This window comes from Ruegeria sp. H3, assembly GCF_056533095.1.
The window spans coordinates 149,950-166,142 of the sequence record NZ_JBQFOD010000002.1 but is presented as its reverse complement, the minus strand read 5'-3'; the positions used below and the strand labels follow the sequence as shown (position 1 = coordinate 166,142).

The 16,193-nt window shown below is 58.3% G+C and carries 14 protein-coding genes; 9 read left to right on the top strand and 5 right to left on the bottom strand.

From position 1 onward, the window contains the following. The first annotated feature begins 35 nt into the window (after positions 1 to 35). Genes ACR0JE_RS03390 through ACR0JE_RS03375 form a run of 4 tightly spaced genes read left to right on the top strand, consistent with a single transcriptional unit; the run spans position 36 to position 5,561 of the window. Positions 36 to 2,324 carry a sensor histidine kinase NtrY-like gene (locus ACR0JE_RS03390; protein WP_480862988.1) on the top strand — a complete coding sequence of 763 codons (2,289 nt, stop codon included), beginning with the start codon at positions 36 to 38 and terminating at the stop codon, positions 2,322 to 2,324. Beyond that, positions 2,321 to 3,730: a nitrogen assimilation response regulator NtrX gene (gene ntrX / locus ACR0JE_RS03385; protein WP_480862986.1), complete on the top strand. Its 1,410-nt coding sequence runs from the start codon at positions 2,321 to 2,323 to the stop codon at positions 3,728 to 3,730. Before ACR0JE_RS03390 ends, ntrX begins: the two co-directional genes overlap by 4 nt. A gap of 27 nt (positions 3,731 to 3,757) precedes the next feature. Then, entirely contained in the window at positions 3,758 to 4,354 is a 597-nt protein-coding gene (locus ACR0JE_RS03380) for a helix-turn-helix transcriptional regulator (protein WP_480862984.1), read from the top strand. Between the two features lie 43 nt (positions 4,355 to 4,397). Next, positions 4,398 to 5,561, top strand: a complete 1,164-nt coding sequence (locus ACR0JE_RS03375; protein ID WP_480862982.1) for an MFS transporter — start codon at positions 4,398 to 4,400, stop codon at positions 5,559 to 5,561. Here the strand turns inward: ACR0JE_RS03375 and ACR0JE_RS03370 are convergent. Further along, on the bottom strand, positions 5,553 to 6,032 hold the full coding sequence (locus tag ACR0JE_RS03370; protein ID WP_480862981.1) for a hypothetical protein: 480 nt from the start codon (positions 6,030 to 6,032) through the stop codon (positions 5,553 to 5,555). The two genes, ACR0JE_RS03375 and ACR0JE_RS03370, sit on opposite strands and share 9 nt — an antisense overlap. A 96-nt stretch (positions 6,033 to 6,128) precedes the next feature. Between ACR0JE_RS03370 and trkA the strand changes: the two genes are divergently transcribed. The 4 genes from trkA (at position 6,129) to hflX (ending at position 10,684) form a co-directional block, all read left to right on the top strand. After that, on the top strand, positions 6,129 to 7,505 hold the full coding sequence (gene trkA / locus ACR0JE_RS03365) for a Trk system potassium transporter TrkA (protein WP_480547072.1): 1,377 nt from the start codon (positions 6,129 to 6,131) through the stop codon (positions 7,503 to 7,505). Beyond that, complete coding sequence (locus ACR0JE_RS03360) at positions 7,505 to 9,043, top strand: TrkH family potassium uptake protein (protein WP_480862979.1); 1,539 nt, start codon at positions 7,505 to 7,507, stop codon at positions 9,041 to 9,043. Before trkA ends, ACR0JE_RS03360 begins: the two co-directional genes overlap by 1 nt. Positions 9,044 to 9,173: 130 nt before the next feature. Beyond that, a complete protein-coding gene (gene hfq, locus ACR0JE_RS03355) occupies positions 9,174 to 9,413 on the top strand; it encodes an RNA chaperone Hfq (protein ID WP_010440340.1) in 240 nt (79 codons plus the stop codon). After that, on the top strand, positions 9,413 to 10,684 hold the full coding sequence (hflX, locus tag ACR0JE_RS03350; protein WP_480862977.1) for a GTPase HflX: 1,272 nt from the start codon (positions 9,413 to 9,415) through the stop codon (positions 10,682 to 10,684). Before hfq ends, hflX begins: the two co-directional genes overlap by 1 nt. On the opposite strand, the gene ACR0JE_RS03345 is transcribed toward hflX, so the two are convergent. The 4 genes from ACR0JE_RS03345 to hemB form a co-directional block, all read right to left on the bottom strand. Beyond that, on the bottom strand, positions 10,681 to 11,082 hold the full coding sequence (locus tag ACR0JE_RS03345; protein WP_480542750.1) for an SgcJ/EcaC family oxidoreductase: 402 nt from the start codon (positions 11,080 to 11,082) through the stop codon (positions 10,681 to 10,683). The genes hflX and ACR0JE_RS03345 overlap by 4 nt on opposite strands. Before the next feature lie 107 nt (positions 11,083 to 11,189). Next, positions 11,190 to 13,652, bottom strand: coding sequence for a penicillin acylase family protein (locus tag ACR0JE_RS03340; RefSeq protein WP_480862974.1), 2,463 nt, complete (start codon positions 13,650 to 13,652; stop codon positions 11,190 to 11,192). Positions 13,653 to 13,815: 163 nt separating this feature from the next. After that, positions 13,816 to 14,388 (bottom strand): lipid-binding SYLF domain-containing protein, encoded by a 573-nt coding sequence (locus tag ACR0JE_RS03335; RefSeq protein ID WP_480542754.1) that lies wholly within the window; start codon positions 14,386 to 14,388, stop codon positions 13,816 to 13,818. 144 nt (positions 14,389 to 14,532) lie between these two features. After that, complete coding sequence (gene hemB / locus ACR0JE_RS03330; protein WP_480862972.1) at positions 14,533 to 15,531, bottom strand: porphobilinogen synthase; 999 nt, start codon at positions 15,529 to 15,531, stop codon at positions 14,533 to 14,535. 118 nt (positions 15,532 to 15,649) lie between these two features. Between hemB and ACR0JE_RS03325 the strand changes: the two genes are divergently transcribed. Next, positions 15,650 to 16,174, top strand: a complete 525-nt coding sequence (locus ACR0JE_RS03325) for a component of SufBCD complex (RefSeq protein ID WP_170530313.1) — start codon at positions 15,650 to 15,652, stop codon at positions 16,172 to 16,174. Positions 16,175 to 16,193 lie beyond the last annotated feature (19 nt).

Here is a 16,193-nt window from a genome sequence, read left to right as displayed (position 1 = left end):
GTCGCACAAGCGACACATCAGGATGAGGGCAGACGGTGGCAACCCGAGCACAGAGCGGGATTATCCCATCGATTAGTCGATGGCGAAAATCCCGAAAACTGCGCAATTTCGGCACCTTGGGGCTGGTTCTTCTAGGGCCAGTGCTGGCGCTTGCTACCTATCTGGTCATTGGTCCCTTTGACCTGGGCGCGACCGCTCCGACCCTGCGCCTGATTCTGCTTGCCGACCTTGTTTACGTCCTTGTCGTGGCGGCCCTGGTGCTCAGCCAGCTTGGTTCGCTAATCGCAGCCAGACGCGCAAAATCGGCGGGGTCTCGCCTGCATTTGCGTCTGATCGGGGCGTTTACGCTCTTGGCGCTGGTGCCGACGGTCACGGTTGCCATCTTCGCAGGTCTGACTGTGAATATCGGCCTTGAGGGCTGGTTTTCGGACCGTGTGCGTCAGGTCGTCGGGTCATCGCTGACTGCGGCTGAGGCGTATGAGCTGGAACACCGGCAGGGTCTGACCCAGGATGCCGCTGTTCTGGCGCTGTTTCTGGACAATGCGCGGGCCCGCGATTTCTATATCTCGGACGCGGAATTGCGTGAGGTTCTGGCGCAGGGGCAGGCGCAAATCCAACGGGGGCTGCGCGAGGCTTACGTGATCGATGGCAGCGGCGAAATCCGGTCGCGCGGGGATCGATCCTACCTGTTCAGTTACGAAAAGCCCACGCCCGAACAGATGGTCGAAGCGGCAGACACCGGTTTGTTGATCATCGCCGATTGGGAGAACAACGAATTCCGCGCGCTTGTGCCGCTGCAGGCCTATCTGGACCGATACCTCTATGTCAGCCGTGAGGTCGATGGTCAGCTACTGACCCTGCTGGACGATACCAAGGAAACGGCGCAGTTCTACCAGCAGCTTGAAAGCGAACGCGGCAGGGTGCTTTTCAACTTTGGCCTTCTATATTTGGGGTTTGCCCTGATCCTTATCCTTGCCGCGATGTCTTTGGGCATGTGGTTTGCCGAACGCCTGTCGCGACCTGTCGGCCGTCTGACTACAGCCGCGCAACGCGTCGGCGCCGGCGACCTGAGCGTACAGGTCATTGAAGAGGCCAGCGACGACGAAATTGCGATGCTGGGCAGGTATTTTAACCAGATGACCCGGCAGCTTAAAGGCCAGCGCGATACGCTGCTGGAAAACACACGCCAGATCGAAAGCCGCCGCCGATTGTTCGATTCCGTGCTGAGTTCGGTCACATCGGGCGTTGTGGGTGTTGACCCCGAAGGCGATGTAACCTTCGTAAACCGCTCAGCCGAGCGTCTGCTGGACTGGTCGCGTGGCGAACAGCATCTGTCGATCGGTATCGCAGTGCCCGAATTCCTGCCGCTGTTTGAAAGCCTGAAAGAGGGCGGTCAAGAGGCCGTACAGGGTGAGATCAAGGTAACCCGCAAAGGGCAGTTGGAGAACCTGCTCGTGCGCATGGCCACGCGGCGGGGTGAGGATGGCTCGCTTGAGGGCTACGTGGTGGCCTTTGACGATGTCACCGATCTGGTCAGCGCTCAGCGTATGGCCGCCTGGGGTGACGTCGCCCGGCGCATCGCGCATGAGATCAAGAACCCGCTGACACCGATTCAATTGAGCGCGGAACGGATCAAACGTAAATTCTCATCCAAACTGGATGAGGCAGATTGTGACACCCTAGAATCGATGACCGATGTGATTGTGCGACAGACCAACGACCTGCGGCGCATTGTCGACGAGTTTTCAAAATTTGCACGTATGCCGGAACCAGAGAGGCGACAGGAGGATGTGGTTGCTCTGGTGCGCGAGGCCGTTTTGTTGCAGCAGGCGGGGCAACCGGATGTGCAAATCGATGCGGACTTGCCGGAACAGCCGATCACGGCTGATCTGGATGCAACCATGCTGAACCAGGCCTTGACGAATTTGATCAAGAACGCGGGCGAAGCTATTGGAACTTTGAAAGAAAAAGGCGCACCTGAAAACCTGAAACCACAGATCAAAGTGTCCGTTTCCACGGATGATGCGGGAACGATTGTCACGATTGCCGACAATGGTATCGGCCTTCCTGAGGATCGTGCGCGGTTGTTTGAGCCTTATGTGACCACGCGCGACGAAGGAACCGGGCTGGGCCTGCCCATCGTCAAGAAGATAATCGAAGAACATGGCGGAGCGCTGACTTTGGAAGACGCGCCCGTATTCAACGGACAGGACCATTTCGGCGCAATGGCCGTGATCCGTTTGCCGGGAGCAAATCTCCCACCAAATTCAGCGCCACAAAAACAGGCGATTAAAACCAACAAACTGAAAGCAGGCCAAAGATGAGCGACATACTGATCGTAGATGACGAACGCGATATTCGCGAACTGGTGTCCGACATTCTGGAGGACGAAGGCTATTCAACGCGGCTGGCGGCGAACTCGGATGAGTGCATGTCGTCGATTAATGCTGAGCCGCCGGGGCTGTTGATCCTGGATATCTGGCTGAAAGACAGTCGGATGGACGGTATCGATATCCTGAAAGCTGTAAAGCGTGACAACCCGGATGTGCCGGTGGTGATCATTTCCGGTCACGGCAATATCGAAATCGCCGTCGCTGCGATCAAGCAAGGGGCTTATGATTTCATCGAAAAGCCCTTCAACATCGACCAGTTGATGGTGGTGATCCGCCGCGCGATGGAGACCTCGCGCCTGCGCCGCGAGAATGCCTCGCTCAAGCGCAAAGAAGTCAGCAGCTCGGACATGATCGGCAAATCCGCGTCATTCCGGGCGATGCAGGGCCAGTTGGACAAGGTTACCAAGTCCAATGGTCGTGTGATGCTGAGCGGCCCGGCCGGGTCGGGCAAGGAAATTGCGGCTCGCTATATCCACGCGCATTCAAACCGCGCCAATGCGCCTTTTGTGACGGTCAACTGTGCCGGGATTGAGCCCGAGCGGGTCGAAGAGGTGTTGTTCGGGCGCGAAAGCTCTGAACGCGGGGTGGAATCGGGCTTGCTGGAAGAGGCCCATGGTGGCGTTGTCTACTTCGATGAGGTCGCCGATATGCCCCTAGGCACGCAGTCCAAAATCCTACGTGTGCTGGTGGATCAGCAGTTCCAGCGTGTCGGCGGCAGCGACAAGGTAAGGGTGGATTTGCGCGTCATATCCTCGACCAACAAGGATCTGGACGAAGAGATCGCAGCCGAACGGTTCCGGGAAGAACTGTATCACCGTCTGAACGTTGTTCCGGTGGATGTTCCCTCGCTGGAAGACCGGCGCGAGGATATTCCGGTTCTGGCCCAGCATTTCATCGAAATGTGCAACGAAACCCAAGGCCTGCCAATGCGTGAGCTGTCGGAAGAGGCCGTGGCTCTGCTGCAAACCATGACCTGGCCCGGCAATGTGCGTCAGTTGAAGAACCTGATCGAACGTGTTCTGATCCTTGGTGATGGCACCGGTCCGATTGAGGCGCGCGAGCTGCCAAGCGACGAAGACAAAACCGAGGATTCGGGCCGTGTTGTCCTGTCGGGTGCTCTGGCGACCCTGCCGCTGCGCGAAGCGCGTGAGGCGTTCGAGCGGGAATACCTGCTGACCCAGATCAATCGCTTCGGTGGCAATATCAGCCGCACCGCCAGTTTTGTCGGGATGGAGCGCAGCGCGCTGCATCGCAAGCTGAAGTCGCTGGGTGTCGTGACCTCGAACAAGTCCGGGGCGCGTGTGGCGCAAATAGATGAGCCGGAACCGGCAGAGTAATCCGCGGCTCTCATAGGGTAGGGACCGATGCACACAGCTTCGCCAAGATCGGGCAATTTCAAGCTTAGGTCCCATGCCTATCCGGGTTTCGGCAAACGCCTGAAGCGCCTGCGCCAATCCATTGGCTATAAGCAAGCGCATCTGGCCGAGTTGTTGCAGGTCGATCAGGCGACCATTTCCCGATGGGAGCGAGGCGGACAAACCCCGCCACCGGAAACGCAGCAGGCGGTCTTTGCTTCGTTCGGACCGACGCGCGTAGATGACAGCGCCCTGCGACGACTGGTTGAGACCTCATCGGATTGCCTTCATCTGGTCGAGGAAGCCAGCCATAGATGCCTTGCCTATTCCGCCAGCCGGGCAGGGGACTGGAAAACCAGCCAGAACGCGTTGTTAGGCGTGTCACTTTGGCAGTTTGCAACCGAGGAAATCCAGCAAGCCGAGGCTGAGCTGGACCAGGAAGGGTGGTGGGAGGCCCACACACCAACCCCAAAGTCCTTTCTGACCTCCGAGGCTGTGCATGATCGCATTCGCATCAGCGCCGGAGAGATCATTTGGGAAAGGCTGTATCTGTCGGATGGAACGCCCGTGCGGCTGGTCAGCGGGTCGCGGCGCCAGGCCGCATAATTTATGCGTTCCCGGGCGTGACGAGGCGCTGTAGAAGCGCCTTATGATTCAGCTGTTTCAGGTTCTCTTACTTTGGCTGGCCGGGTTGGGTGCGGCGACGCAGTTTGCCAAGATTGCTGTGCCATTCCCAGAAGTATTGCAACTCTACCCCGATCACGCCGAAACCATGGGTTGGCTGCTGTCGATCATCAGCCTGCTTGGAGCTGTTCTTGGCGCCGTATCCGGGTCAATCGTGGGCCGTGTGGGGCCGATCAAACTGTTGATATTCGGCCTTTTGCTTGGTGGTGCACTTTCGATCTTTCAGGCGACGGGGCCGGGGTTTCAGATCATGCTCGCCAGCCGGTTTGTCGAGGGCCTATCCCATTTGGCAATTGTTGTGGCGACACCAACCTTGATTGCGCAGATCACAACCGGCAAAGCGCGCAACATGGCCATGGTTTTGTGGAGCACCTTCTTCGGCGTGGCCTTTGCGCTGAATGCCTGGCTTGGGCTGCCCTTGGTCGAAATCTATGGCCTGTCCATCTACTTTGCGTTGCATGGCATCCTGATGATCGCAATCGCGGCATTGATCCCGATCCTTCGGCTAAAAGTCATACAGACAGACGAGCCCTCACCGTGGCTTTGGCGAGAGCTTTGGGCAGTACATCTGCGCACCTATCGCTCGCCATTCGTATCGGCGCCGGCAATAGGCTGGTTTTTCTACACCCTGACGTTCGTTTCACTGCTGGCGATCCTGCCGGGGCGCTTGCCGGATGACATCAGCGCGACAGTTGCGGGTCTGATGCCGCTGGCCGGAATTGCGCTGAGTCTGGTTGCGGTGCCGGTTTTGCTAAACCTGATGTCCGGCGTTGCGGTGGTTAATCTGGGGTTTGCGCTTGCGATCCTGTCTATCTTGGGCGTTTTTGCCGGTCTGCCGTTGGAGTTGGCTTGTATCGCACTGTTTGCGGTGTTGGGCCTTGTGCAAGGCGGTAGCTTTGCGGCTGTGCCAATTCTGAACCAAACCGCTGAAACGCAGGCGCTCGGTTACGGGGCGATGGCGCAGATGGGCAATGCGGGCAATTTGCTGGGTACCCCGGTTTTGCTAGCGGTTCTGTGGCGGGTCGATGAGGCCGGTATGCTGATAAGCGTGATCGCGATTTACGCCCTTGCCATCTTGGCGCATTGGGCGCTGGCCCGCGGGCGTGCCGCTAACAGGGGGTCAGCCTGATTGACCGGGCGAAATGATCTGGAACGAGCCGTCATCGAATTTGACGAAACAGGATTGTGTTGTCAGCGGTGGCAATGTCGTCGTGCGCTGCACGGGAACTCCTGATTTCACAGCCCGTTTGCAGGGTGGTAGGCTCACAGGGCGATAGCCCTTTTGGGCCATGCATTGTGCCTCGACCTTGTTGCGCAGGTTCTTGTTCACGTCGACCGTGTAGATCTGACCGGGCTCCCACCAGCCGGGCGAGCGATAGCAGGACCCACGCCCATCGCAATATGTTCTGCCCGGCCAATAGGTTGGCGGCCCTTGCCGGACCTGATTTGCAACCGGCGCATCCTTGAGCGCCTGAACCTGACATTGCGTAGCCTCGGTCTGCATGCGCGAGACGCTTTCGCCTTCTTGATAATACAGTGATAGCGGTCCACAGGCGGTCAGCGCCATCAGTGAAATCATAAGGGGACCAAGCGTTTTCATGTGCTTATCTTGCCCGACACCGGTGGGGATGACAATTCAATTGACCGTATCGGGGGCATCTGTCATTCAAAGATTTCAGGCAGAAGGGCCAGAAACATGAAGGTCATCATTTGCGGTGCGGGTCAGGTGGGCTGGCAGATCGCACGGCATCTTTCCGGCGAATTGAACGACGTGACCGTGGTGGATAACAATCCTGATCTGGTGCGCCGCGCGACCGAGACACTGGATGTTCAGGGTATCGCAGGTTTCGCCAGCTATCCTGACGTGCTGGAGCGGGCAGGGGCCCGTGATGCCGATATGATCATCGCCGCGACCCACTCGGACGAGGTGAATATGGTCACCTGTCAGATGGCCCATTCGGTTTTCGCCATCCAGCGCAAGATCGCACGGTTGCGGTCGAAATCTTATCTTGAAGCGATCCATTCCGACCTCTACCGCCGCGATCACCTGCCCATTGATGTTGTGATCAGCCCCGAACGCGAGGTGGCCGCCGCCGCCATGCGTCGCCTGTCTGCCCCGTCGGCCTTTGATACCGAGATGTTCATGGACGGCAAGGCGCAGCTGTTGGGCATCCGCATCGAAGAGGATTGCCCAATTGTCAACACACCCCTGCGCCAGCTGACGGATTTGTTCTCGACCCTGAGTTCGATTGTTGTGGGTGTTCGGCGCGAAGGAACACTATTTGCTCCAGAATCCGAGGATCAGCTTTTTGTCGGCGACGAATGCTATGTCTTTGCCAGTGTGCAAGATGTGGATCGTACGATGGAGGTGTTCGGCAAATCGCAGAAACGCCAGGACCGGGTGGTGATCGTTGGCGGGGGTAATGTTGGTCTGGAAGTCGCACATACCTTAGAAGAGCGTGAAAGCCGTGTTCGCGCGAAGATCATCGAACGTGATCGTCACTGTGCTGAAAAGGCCGCCGAGGCGCTGGAACGGACGATTGTTCTGAATGGTGATGGGCTGGATTCGAACCTGCTGAGAGAGGCCGGGATTGACCGTGCAGATGCGATGCTGGCCGTCACGGATGACGATCGCACCAATATGCTGGCGGCTGTACGCGCCAAGGCCGAGGGCTGTGCCTTGGCGATTGCGCTGATCAACGATCCGTCGATGGTGGCTTTGATGGGGCCGCTAGGCATTGACGCCTATATTAATCCGCGCGCGACAACTGTCAGCTCGATCCTGCGCCATATTCGCCATGGCCGGGTGCGGCAGGTCTATTCCATCGGCGATGCCGAGGCCGAGGTGATCGAGGCCGAGGTTCTATCGACCTCGCCCATGGCCGGACAGAAACTGCGCGACATTGATTTCCCTGAAGGCGTTTTGGTTGGAGCAATTCGCAAAGGCGATGAGCTGTTGCGCCCCACCGGCAGTCTGCGGATCGACGAAAAGGATGTGGTCGCCATCTTTGCCATGGCCAAGGATGTGCCCGAGGTGGAACGGCTGATGCAGGTCTCGATCGATTTCTTCTGATGGCGCGCGTTAAATCACAACGGGTCGGGGTATTGCGGCGGTTGCCGCTGTTTCTGCTGATCTGGGGATGCGTTTCGGTTTCGATGTGGATACCCGCGATCTTTGCATTGGTGCTGGACGACCACGCCACGTCCCGGTCTTTTTTGTATTCCGGTCTCTTGGGCCTGTTTCTCGTGGCGACGATCGCATTGGCGGCGTCCAACCGAGTGCCTCGGCGAGGTACATTGGGCCAGTTGGCGGTGCTTTTGGGATGTTTTACGATCCTGCCGATCTTTCTGGCGATCCCGTTTCACGACGCGCTTGGCAACACAACCTTTCTGAACGCCTATTTCGATATGGTCAGCGCGCTGACGACGACCGGCGCCGATTTGTTTCCAAATCCGGATCGCCTGAGTGCTCCGCTGCATCTTTGGCGCGCACTTGTGGGGTGGATGGGCGGCTTGCTAATGTGGGTTTCGGCTGCTGCGATCCTGGCACCCTTGTCGTTGGGCGGGTTCGAAGTCACGGCGCAGGGCCAACCCGGACGCCCGGTCTCGGGCGTGGCGCAAAGTGAGAAGATTGATCCGCGCGGTCGTTTGATCCGAGTGACCATGACCCTGACGCCGATCTATGCCGGGCTGACCGCCGTAATCTGCGTGCTGTTGTTGATCGCCGGAGAGCGGGAACTGACCGCCATTTGCCACGCAATGTCGATCATGGCGACTTCTGGTATCTCTCCTGTGGGTGGGCTTGAAGGCGCACAGGCCGGTTTCACGGGTGAGGCGATCCTGTTTCTGTTCTTGTTCTTCGCCTTGTCCCGGCTGACTTTCTCGACAGACACAGCGACAAGCGGCTTTTCGCGGTTGGACAAGGACCCGGAATTCAGGATTGGCCTGATGATCGTGCTTGGGGTCGCCGTTTTGCTATTTGTTCGCGTCTGGGCTGGTGTGAGTGAAATCGGAGGCCAGATGCAGCCTCTACAAGCCCTTCACGTCATATGGGGTATGTTGTTTACTGCTTTGTCTTTTCTGACAACCGCCGGGTTTGAAAGTGCCAATTGGAATGATGCACAGCAAATTTCTGGGCTGGGGACACCAGGCTTGATCCTAATGGGTTTGGCGCTGGTTGGCGGCGGCGTGGCTACAACGGCCGGTGGGGTCAAACTGTTGCGGGTTTTTGCGCTGTACCTGAATGGCGCGCGCGAGATCGACCGCCTAATACATCCCTCATCGGTCAGCAGCGCCGATGGCGGCAATCGGCGGATCCAGAGTGACGGCGCCTTTATTGCGTGGATCTTCCTGATGCTGTTTGCCCTGACGCTGGCGGTTTTTAACCTGTTGCTTGCCGCAATGGGGGCGGGATTTGAACAGGCCATGGTTCTCAGCGTTGCCGCGCTGAGTACAACCGGGCCGTTGATCGAACTGGCGACCGACGTGCCGATCCGCCTGATCGATCTGTCGGCGGGGGCGAAACTGACCCTGTGCGCCGCAATGGTAATTGGCCGGTTGGAGGCTTTGGCCATCATCGCGTTGATCACCCCGTCGCTCTGGCGGGATTAAGCCAATGCGCGGTTGCGGCGTTACTGCCTGATTTTTAATCTGGAATATCTGAGCGCAGCACTCCATACTCCCCCGGAGGGAGCGCGTTGGTCCGCAGCGCGTAGCAAGAACAACGGCGAGTTAATAAAATATGGCTTCGGACAGACAGAATCTTCAGGACGCGTTCCTGAACAATGTACGGAAAGCAAAGGTCCCGGTCACGATTTTCCTGATCAACGGTGTAAAATTGCAGGGTGTGATCACCTGGTTCGACAATTTTTGCGTATTGTTGCGCCGCGACGGACAGTCGCAGTTGGTATACAAACACGCGATTTCGACGATCATGCCATCGCAGCCGATCAGCCTGTATGAGGGCGAAGACGCCTCTTGATGGAACATGAAAGGGCGCGCACCCGGGCCTGGGTGCTGCATCCTGAAATCAAATCAGATGAACAGCGCCGCGTTCCCGAACCAGCGCTGGAAGAGGCGGTGGCGCTGGCTGCCGCATTGCCCGATCTGGATGTGATCGGGTCTGAGGTTGTGCGTCTGCAACGTGTCCAGCCCGGATTGCTGTTTGGTAGCGGAAAGATCGAGGAGCTAGCGGAGCGTCTGCATGATTCTGAGATCGAGTTGGTTCTGATCGATGGTCCCGTGACACCTGTACAGCAACGCAATCTGGAAAAGGCGTGGAAGGTTAAAATACTCGACCGGACCGGTTTGATCTTAGAGATTTTCAGCGACCGTGCCCGCACCCGGGAAGGTGTGTTGCAGGTCGAAATGGCAGCGCTCAGCTATCAGCGGACGCGACTTGTGCGGGCCTGGACCCACCTTGAACGTCAGCGCGGCGGATTGGGTTTTGTCGGTGGTCCGGGTGAGACGCAGATCGAGGCCGACCGGCGCGCCATTGATGAACAACTGGTCCGGCTGCGCCGCCAATTGCAGAAAGTGGTTAAAACGCGGACCTTGCACCGCGCGGCGCGGGCCAAGGTGCCGTATCCGATTGTGGCGCTGGTGGGCTACACCAACGCGGGTAAATCGACGCTGTTCAACCGCCTGACCGGGGCCGAGGTGATGGCCAAGGACATGCTGTTCGCCACGCTGGACCCGACCATGCGACGGGTCGTTCTGCCTGACGGACCCGAAGTGATCCTGTCGGATACGGTGGGGTTCATCTCGAACCTGCCGACCGAACTGGTTGCGGCCTTCCGGGCCACGCTGGAAGAAGTTCTGGGTGCCGATCTGATTGTCCATGTGCGTGATATCAGCCATGAAGACTCGCAAGCGCAGGCCGAAGATGTACAAGCGATTCTAACCGCGCTGGGTGTAGATGACGAACGCCCGATGCTTGAGGTCTGGAATAAGACCGATCTGCTGGAGACTGACGAGAAAGAAGCGACGCTGGCGCGGGCCGAGCGTGATCCGGCGATCTTCGCAATCTCCGCTGTGACCGGCGAAGGGGTCGAGCCGTTGCTGGCAGAGATTGCGCGGAAACTGCAAGGCGTGCGCCATCAGGCCACGCTGTCTCTGGGCTTTTCCGAGGGCGACAAGCGCGCCTGGCTGTTCCGTCAGGATGTGGTTCGATCTGAAGAACAAACTGAAGACGGGTTTGAAATCAACGTCTTATGGACCGATAAGCAGGCCGCGCAATACGCAGGGCTCTAAGTTCCGTCGCGGCCAACTTGCCTTTGATACTCTGCCAGATCAAACCACCAGTTTGAGGACCGTATCTTGTGGCTTGGGTCCAGTTCCCATTCCTCCCACCCGCGGGTCACGACCGCATTGCCTGTTTCTGTATGTTTGCCTTCCAGCGTCCAGACGAATAGAGCCCGGGGCCCGGCCCATCGCAGCATGTCGCATCTGAGGTCAAGATCGGGGATCTCGGCAAACAGGTCTTGCGCCATAGCAGCAATCGCATCGCGGCCTTCCAAAGGTTCGCCGCCGTTGATCACCATCTGGCAATCCGCCGCGAAATAAGCTGCAACGGCAGCAGCGTCGCCAGAGCTCCAGGCGATGGCATAGTCGCGCGCAAGGTTGTTCAGGACATCCCGAATGCTGGCCATGATTGCCCCCTTGGTCCCAGAAGATCGGTGTCGGGATGGTAGGGGAAATTCGTCAATCGTTCCATGACGCCCCGCCAAACAGGGCGGGGAGTCGCCGAATGGGCGGATTATTGCGGGATCAGGTTGGTCACACCAACGGCGGCGGCGCGGGCCAGATCGATATCCAGCGACATCGGGATATATTCGCCGCGCCGCCAAAGCTGTGCCTGATCATCGTAGTAACGTGACAGGAAATGCCCGGATTGCCCGGTTGCGGTGATGAAGACCGAACTGTCAGGATCGGCGAAGTCATAGACACCGCGATAGCCTGCGCCGTGCACGTTCTGGAACGGGTCAGGCCCTTCGCCCGAGGTGCGACCGCGCAGCAGTGTATTGTCCCCTCCGCTGGTCGATTGGCGGATGTTCACAAAATAGCGCAACACCGGCACCTCTCCCAAAACGGGGTGGTCGTGGGTTGCCTGATGGGCATCGCCCCAGCGCAGCGTTTCCAGCGCGCGGCCATAGTTCTCGGCGATCCAGATCAGGGCATCATCCAGCGCCAGTCGCGCCATGTCTGTACAGGTTTCAACCGGCGCACTTTGGCGCACATCACACCAGACAGAGGCGCCGTCGATATCGCGGTAGACACGTTCAATGAACAAAGGTTCGACATGTTTGTATTCGCTGGCTAGTGGGCCAAGCTCATCGGCGATCAAACGGATCTGCAGCGCGCGCAGCCAGGCGGCGTAAATCAGCGGTTCGGGCAGATGTTCATTCATCTCACCATTCCAGTCGGCCAACAGGGACAGAGCGATTTGGCGCTGACGTTCCGGCGTCCCCTCGGGGGCGGATTCGCCGGTAAACCACAGGTCAGCCCCGATCAGGGGCAGCAGTGACCGCGCCGTAAAGCTGACCGTGTCCAGTTGCGCTTCGATAAAGCTGTCGCGGGTGTGAACCTCGCGCGATTGCATCAGGCGTTCCCAACGATGGACGCGCTGGGTGTCGCCCCATTCGTATGAGACATGGTTGGGGAAGGGCCGGTCGATGATCTTGTTGTTGGTGTTGCCCAACAGCCCGCCGACCGGAGACACAAATTCCGGGTTATTGGCGTAAGGCAGGCGGCCTTGCCATCGGTTGGCCTCGATCCAGCCAGGTGTAGGGATGCGACCCTTGCTTTGATTGCGCAGGGCGCGCTGGGGCATTGCACCGATAAGCTTCATGCCAATGGTGTCCGTGTCGACCAGTGACAGGTTTTGCGAGGGTGAGATAAACAGTTCGGCGGTTTCGATGGCCTCTGATACCGAGTTCGCGTTCATCAGACCCATCGATGCGGTCATTGAAGTGTCGTTGGGGCTTAGCGCCGTCCACGACAAGGAGACGACATGACCTGGTGGTGTCACGGTTTCAAGATCGTAATGGCTGCCGGGCAGCACAGGACCATTCTCGGTCCAGCGCAAGGTCAGGGTGATTGGCGCCTCGTCTTTGATCTCAATGATCGAGGGGCGAGTGCGGAATTCCTTGTGTCCGTCGGGTGTCAGGTATTCTTCCGGGTTGTCTGGGTTCAATTGCTCGATATGCAGGTCCTGATCGTCCAGATAGGACGAAGTAAGGCCCCAACCGAGTTGATCGCTGCGTCCGCTCATGACGGCGGGAATGCCGGGGATCGTAGCACCTATCACGCCACCGTTTTCCAGCCCCAAATGGGCCAGATACCAGATGCCGGGCGCGGTGAACCCCAGATGCGGGTCGTTTGCCAATAGGGTGCCGCCGCTGGCTGAACGTGCGAGCGCTGCGGCCCAGGCGTTTGAGGCTCCCGCTAGCCCGCGTTTCGGGAAGGGCGACAGGGGCGTATCGGGCATCTCGGTGCCGGCCGCGTACCGGGGCAGGCCGGGGAACAGCTCGGCATACTCCGGCAAGGCTGCGATGCCGGCACCCGGAACGTCCGGCAAGATGTCAGCTAGGCGTGCTGGGTCGTTCAACATCAACGACGTGCGCGCGCGTAGAACTTCGTCTTGCAAGTGGCCGGAAAGCTGTAGTCCCATCAGCTTGATCACAGCGATGCTGTCGCCCGGTTGCCAAGGCGACACCGGCGCGTTGAACAGGAACATCTCAGGTGCGCCGCGCCCCAGCGCGTCTTCGTTGATTTGGCTCAGACGGGCGTTGACGCCTGCCGCATAAGCGCGCAACGCGGCTTTGGTATAGTCATCCTGGGCATCCAACGAACGATGGGCCAAGCCATACAAATCAAGGCGGCGCAGCAGCTTGTCGATGGGCACGGTACGGGCCCCGAAGATCTCGGACAAACGGCCCTGCGCAGTGCGGCGCATGACCGTCATTTGCCACAGGCGGTCCTGAGCATGGGCAAAACCCAGGCCAAAGAACACATCCGGGTCCGTTTCCCCAAGAATATGGGGGACGTTTGCGGTATCCCGTACGATCTCAACAGGGGCGGATAACCCTTGTACTTCAAGGGTTTGATCATAATCGGGCAGGGACTGGCTAGCCAGGTAATAGATCAAACCTATCGCTGCAAGCACCAGCAGGATCAGGCCTGAGGTGATGCGCACCAGCCAGCGAAAAACAAGACCCATAGTTGCCCCACTTACCCGTTCAGTTTCTGTTTGCGCAAAGACTAAAGGATGGGACCCTCAACCGAAAGAGGAACGCGGAGGGAACTTGCGTCAAACCCGGACAAAGACAAACCCCGCCGCAAATATCACGACGGGGTTGGCCAAGGGGGGTGGTGTAACTGGTTCAGGGAATGATGCGGGTGTACTTGGTGCCTTCGACCGTGGCACCGATTTGCAGACCGGCTTGCCCGAAGACGGCGGCCAGAACCGGTGAACGCAGCGTTGTGGTGTCGGTCGACAGGGATTCACCCTGATCGCTGACCACATAACCCACATCGGCCCCGGCGGTCCAACCGCTGGAACGGCGGAAATCATTCAGCGCGTCTTCGGTCATGAAGAACAGCACATGGGCGTATTGCTGGGCCCCGATCTGCAGACCCGCAGTGCCCTTGACGGCCGAGTAGTAATCAACCGTTGCATCATTGATGCGCAGTGCGCCGCGGCCATATCCACCGCCAAAGACAAACCCGGCTTCGGTGATCAAAGGCATGACCAGCAAGCCATTGGCTTTGTTGGCAATTTCAACCGTATTGGGGTAACGGCTATACATTTCGGTCAAGGTTGCATCGACGCGCGCATCAATCGTGGCTGCGTTCGAGTTGCCTACTCCGTTGCCGCAAGCGGCGGTCACGGTCAGACCGGCCATGCCAAAGGCAAAGCCGCGACGGCTTAGTCGGGGGGATTGGGAACTGCTCATGTTTCCTGTCTCTTGTACTATGTGCCTGATATGTCGGGTGATCCCGATCTTATGTGCAAGAATACGCCGATTGCCGCGTCATGTCACGGGAAAGCTTTGGTCTGTGCAGTGGAGATCGGCGAAATGCCGCGACAAACTGGGGTTTTAGCCCTGTAGGGTGCGCGCGACTTGTGGGGCGAAATAGGTCAAGATGCCATCACATCCGGCGCGTTTGAACGCCAGCAAGCTTTCCAGCATCACCTTGTCGCCATCGATCCACCCGTTTTGCGCTGCCGCCTGGATCATCGCGTATTCACCCGAGACCTGATAGGCATAGGTCGGTGCGCCAAACGTGTCTTTCACGCGCCGACAGATATCCAGATAGGGCATGCCGGGCTTGATCATCACCATATCGGCCCCTTCGGTCAGATCGCGTTCGATCAGGCGCATCGCTTCGTTCGAATTGGCCGGGTCCATCTGGTAGGTTTTCTTGTCACCCGTCAGCGCACCAGATGCGCCCACCGCATCGCGGAAGGGCCCGTAAAAGGCGCTGGCATATTTTGCGGCGTAGCTGAGGATCATCACGTTGTGGTGGCCTGCGTCCTCCAGCGCTGTACGCATCGCTCTGATCCGGCCATCCATCATGTCTGACGGCCCGATGATATCGGCCCCAGCCTCTGCCTGAGCGAGGGTCATCTTGACCAGTGCCTCAATGGTCTGATCATTCACGATCTCGCCATCCACCACATAGCCGTCATGGCCGTTGATGTTGTACGGATCCAGCGCCACATCGGTCATGACTGCGATGTCCGGCGCCGCAGCCTTGATCGCGCGGATGGCGCGGTTCGACAGGTTGTCAGGGTTCCAGGCCTCGGCGCAGTCTTCGGTTTTCAGCGTCGCGTCAGTATAGGGAAAAATGCAAAGCGCAGGGATACCAAGCGCTTGCGCTTCAACTGCTGCCTTCGCAATCAGATCGACCGAACGGCGCATGACGCCAGGCATTGACGGGACAGGTTCTTCGATCCCTTCACCATCGCGCACGAAGACGGGCCAGATCAGATCATCTGTGGTCAGCGTGCTTTCGCGCACCAAAGCCCGGATTGCACCAGATTGCCGCGCCCGACGAAAGCGGGTCAGAGGGTAGGGGGCGATGGTTGGTTTCATGGCGCGTGCTCCTTGAACATTGCCGCATTGGGTGGCATGAATTCGCCAAGGGCTCAAGGGTACCAATGAACGCGCCGCTGCGATAGAACCCCCTGAGGATTTGAATAAAGGGCTGGGTTTGGACTGGTACACCTCGATCTTCGAACTCATCGACATGCGCAGCTTTTCGAATCTGTGGTTCTGGATCGTCCTTGCAGTGATATGGTCGACGGCCAGCCATTGGGTGATGGGGGTGCCCTATGATCTGGTCGTTCGCGCGCGTCGGGTTGGTGGCCAGGTCGAAGTTGACTTGCTGGATATCGTGCGGATCAACACCAATCGTTTACTCTATTTCCTTGAAATGTCCGGGGTTATTATGCTGGCGTTGGTTTGCTTTGTATTTACCGGCATGGCGACGATGGGCTTTTACTATGGGGTCGAGTTTGCGCAGGCCCTATTCCTTTTGATGTTTCCAATGGCCATCGTCACGCTGATTAACATCTTTCACGCCCGCCGCTTACGGCAGCATGAATTGACCATGGACAGGGTCGCAAAGACTCTGTCGCGATGTCGCTTGTACACGCAGATCATCGGCATGATCTCGATACTGGTCACTTCGCTCTGGGGCATGTATCAGAACCTCTCGATTGGCGTTCTGGGATAGCGAAATCTGAAAGGCAAGG

Coding starts and splice junctions, on each gene's coding strand:
- ACR0JE_RS03345 (WP_480542750.1), bottom strand. CDS start 11,082: ATGGCCAGCATTCGGGATGTCCTGAACAACCTTGCGCGCGACTATGCC.
- ACR0JE_RS03335 (WP_480542754.1), bottom strand. CDS start 14,388: ATGAGCAGTTCCCAATCCCCCCGACTAAGCCGTCGCGGCTTTGCCTTT.
- ACR0JE_RS03360 (WP_480862979.1), top strand. CDS start 7,505: ATGGCGCGCGTTAAATCACAACGGGTCGGGGTATTGCGGCGGTTGCCG.
- ACR0JE_RS03340 (WP_480862974.1), bottom strand. CDS start 13,652: ATGGGTCTTGTTTTTCGCTGGCTGGTGCGCATCACCTCAGGCCTGATC.
- hemB (WP_480862972.1), bottom strand. CDS start 15,531: ATGAAACCAACCATCGCCCCCTACCCTCTGACCCGCTTTCGTCGGGCG.
- ACR0JE_RS03380 (WP_480862984.1), top strand. CDS start 3,758: ATGCACACAGCTTCGCCAAGATCGGGCAATTTCAAGCTTAGGTCCCAT.
- ntrX (WP_480862986.1), top strand. CDS start 2,321: ATGAGCGACATACTGATCGTAGATGACGAACGCGATATTCGCGAACTG.
- hflX (WP_480862977.1), top strand. CDS start 9,413: ATGGAACATGAAAGGGCGCGCACCCGGGCCTGGGTGCTGCATCCTGAA.
- hfq (WP_010440340.1), top strand. CDS start 9,174: ATGGCTTCGGACAGACAGAATCTTCAGGACGCGTTCCTGAACAATGTA.
- ACR0JE_RS03370 (WP_480862981.1), bottom strand. CDS start 6,032: ATGAAAACGCTTGGTCCCCTTATGATTTCACTGATGGCGCTGACCGCC.
- trkA (WP_480547072.1), top strand. CDS start 6,129: ATGAAGGTCATCATTTGCGGTGCGGGTCAGGTGGGCTGGCAGATCGCA.
- ACR0JE_RS03375 (WP_480862982.1), top strand. CDS start 4,398: ATGATTCAGCTGTTTCAGGTTCTCTTACTTTGGCTGGCCGGGTTGGGT.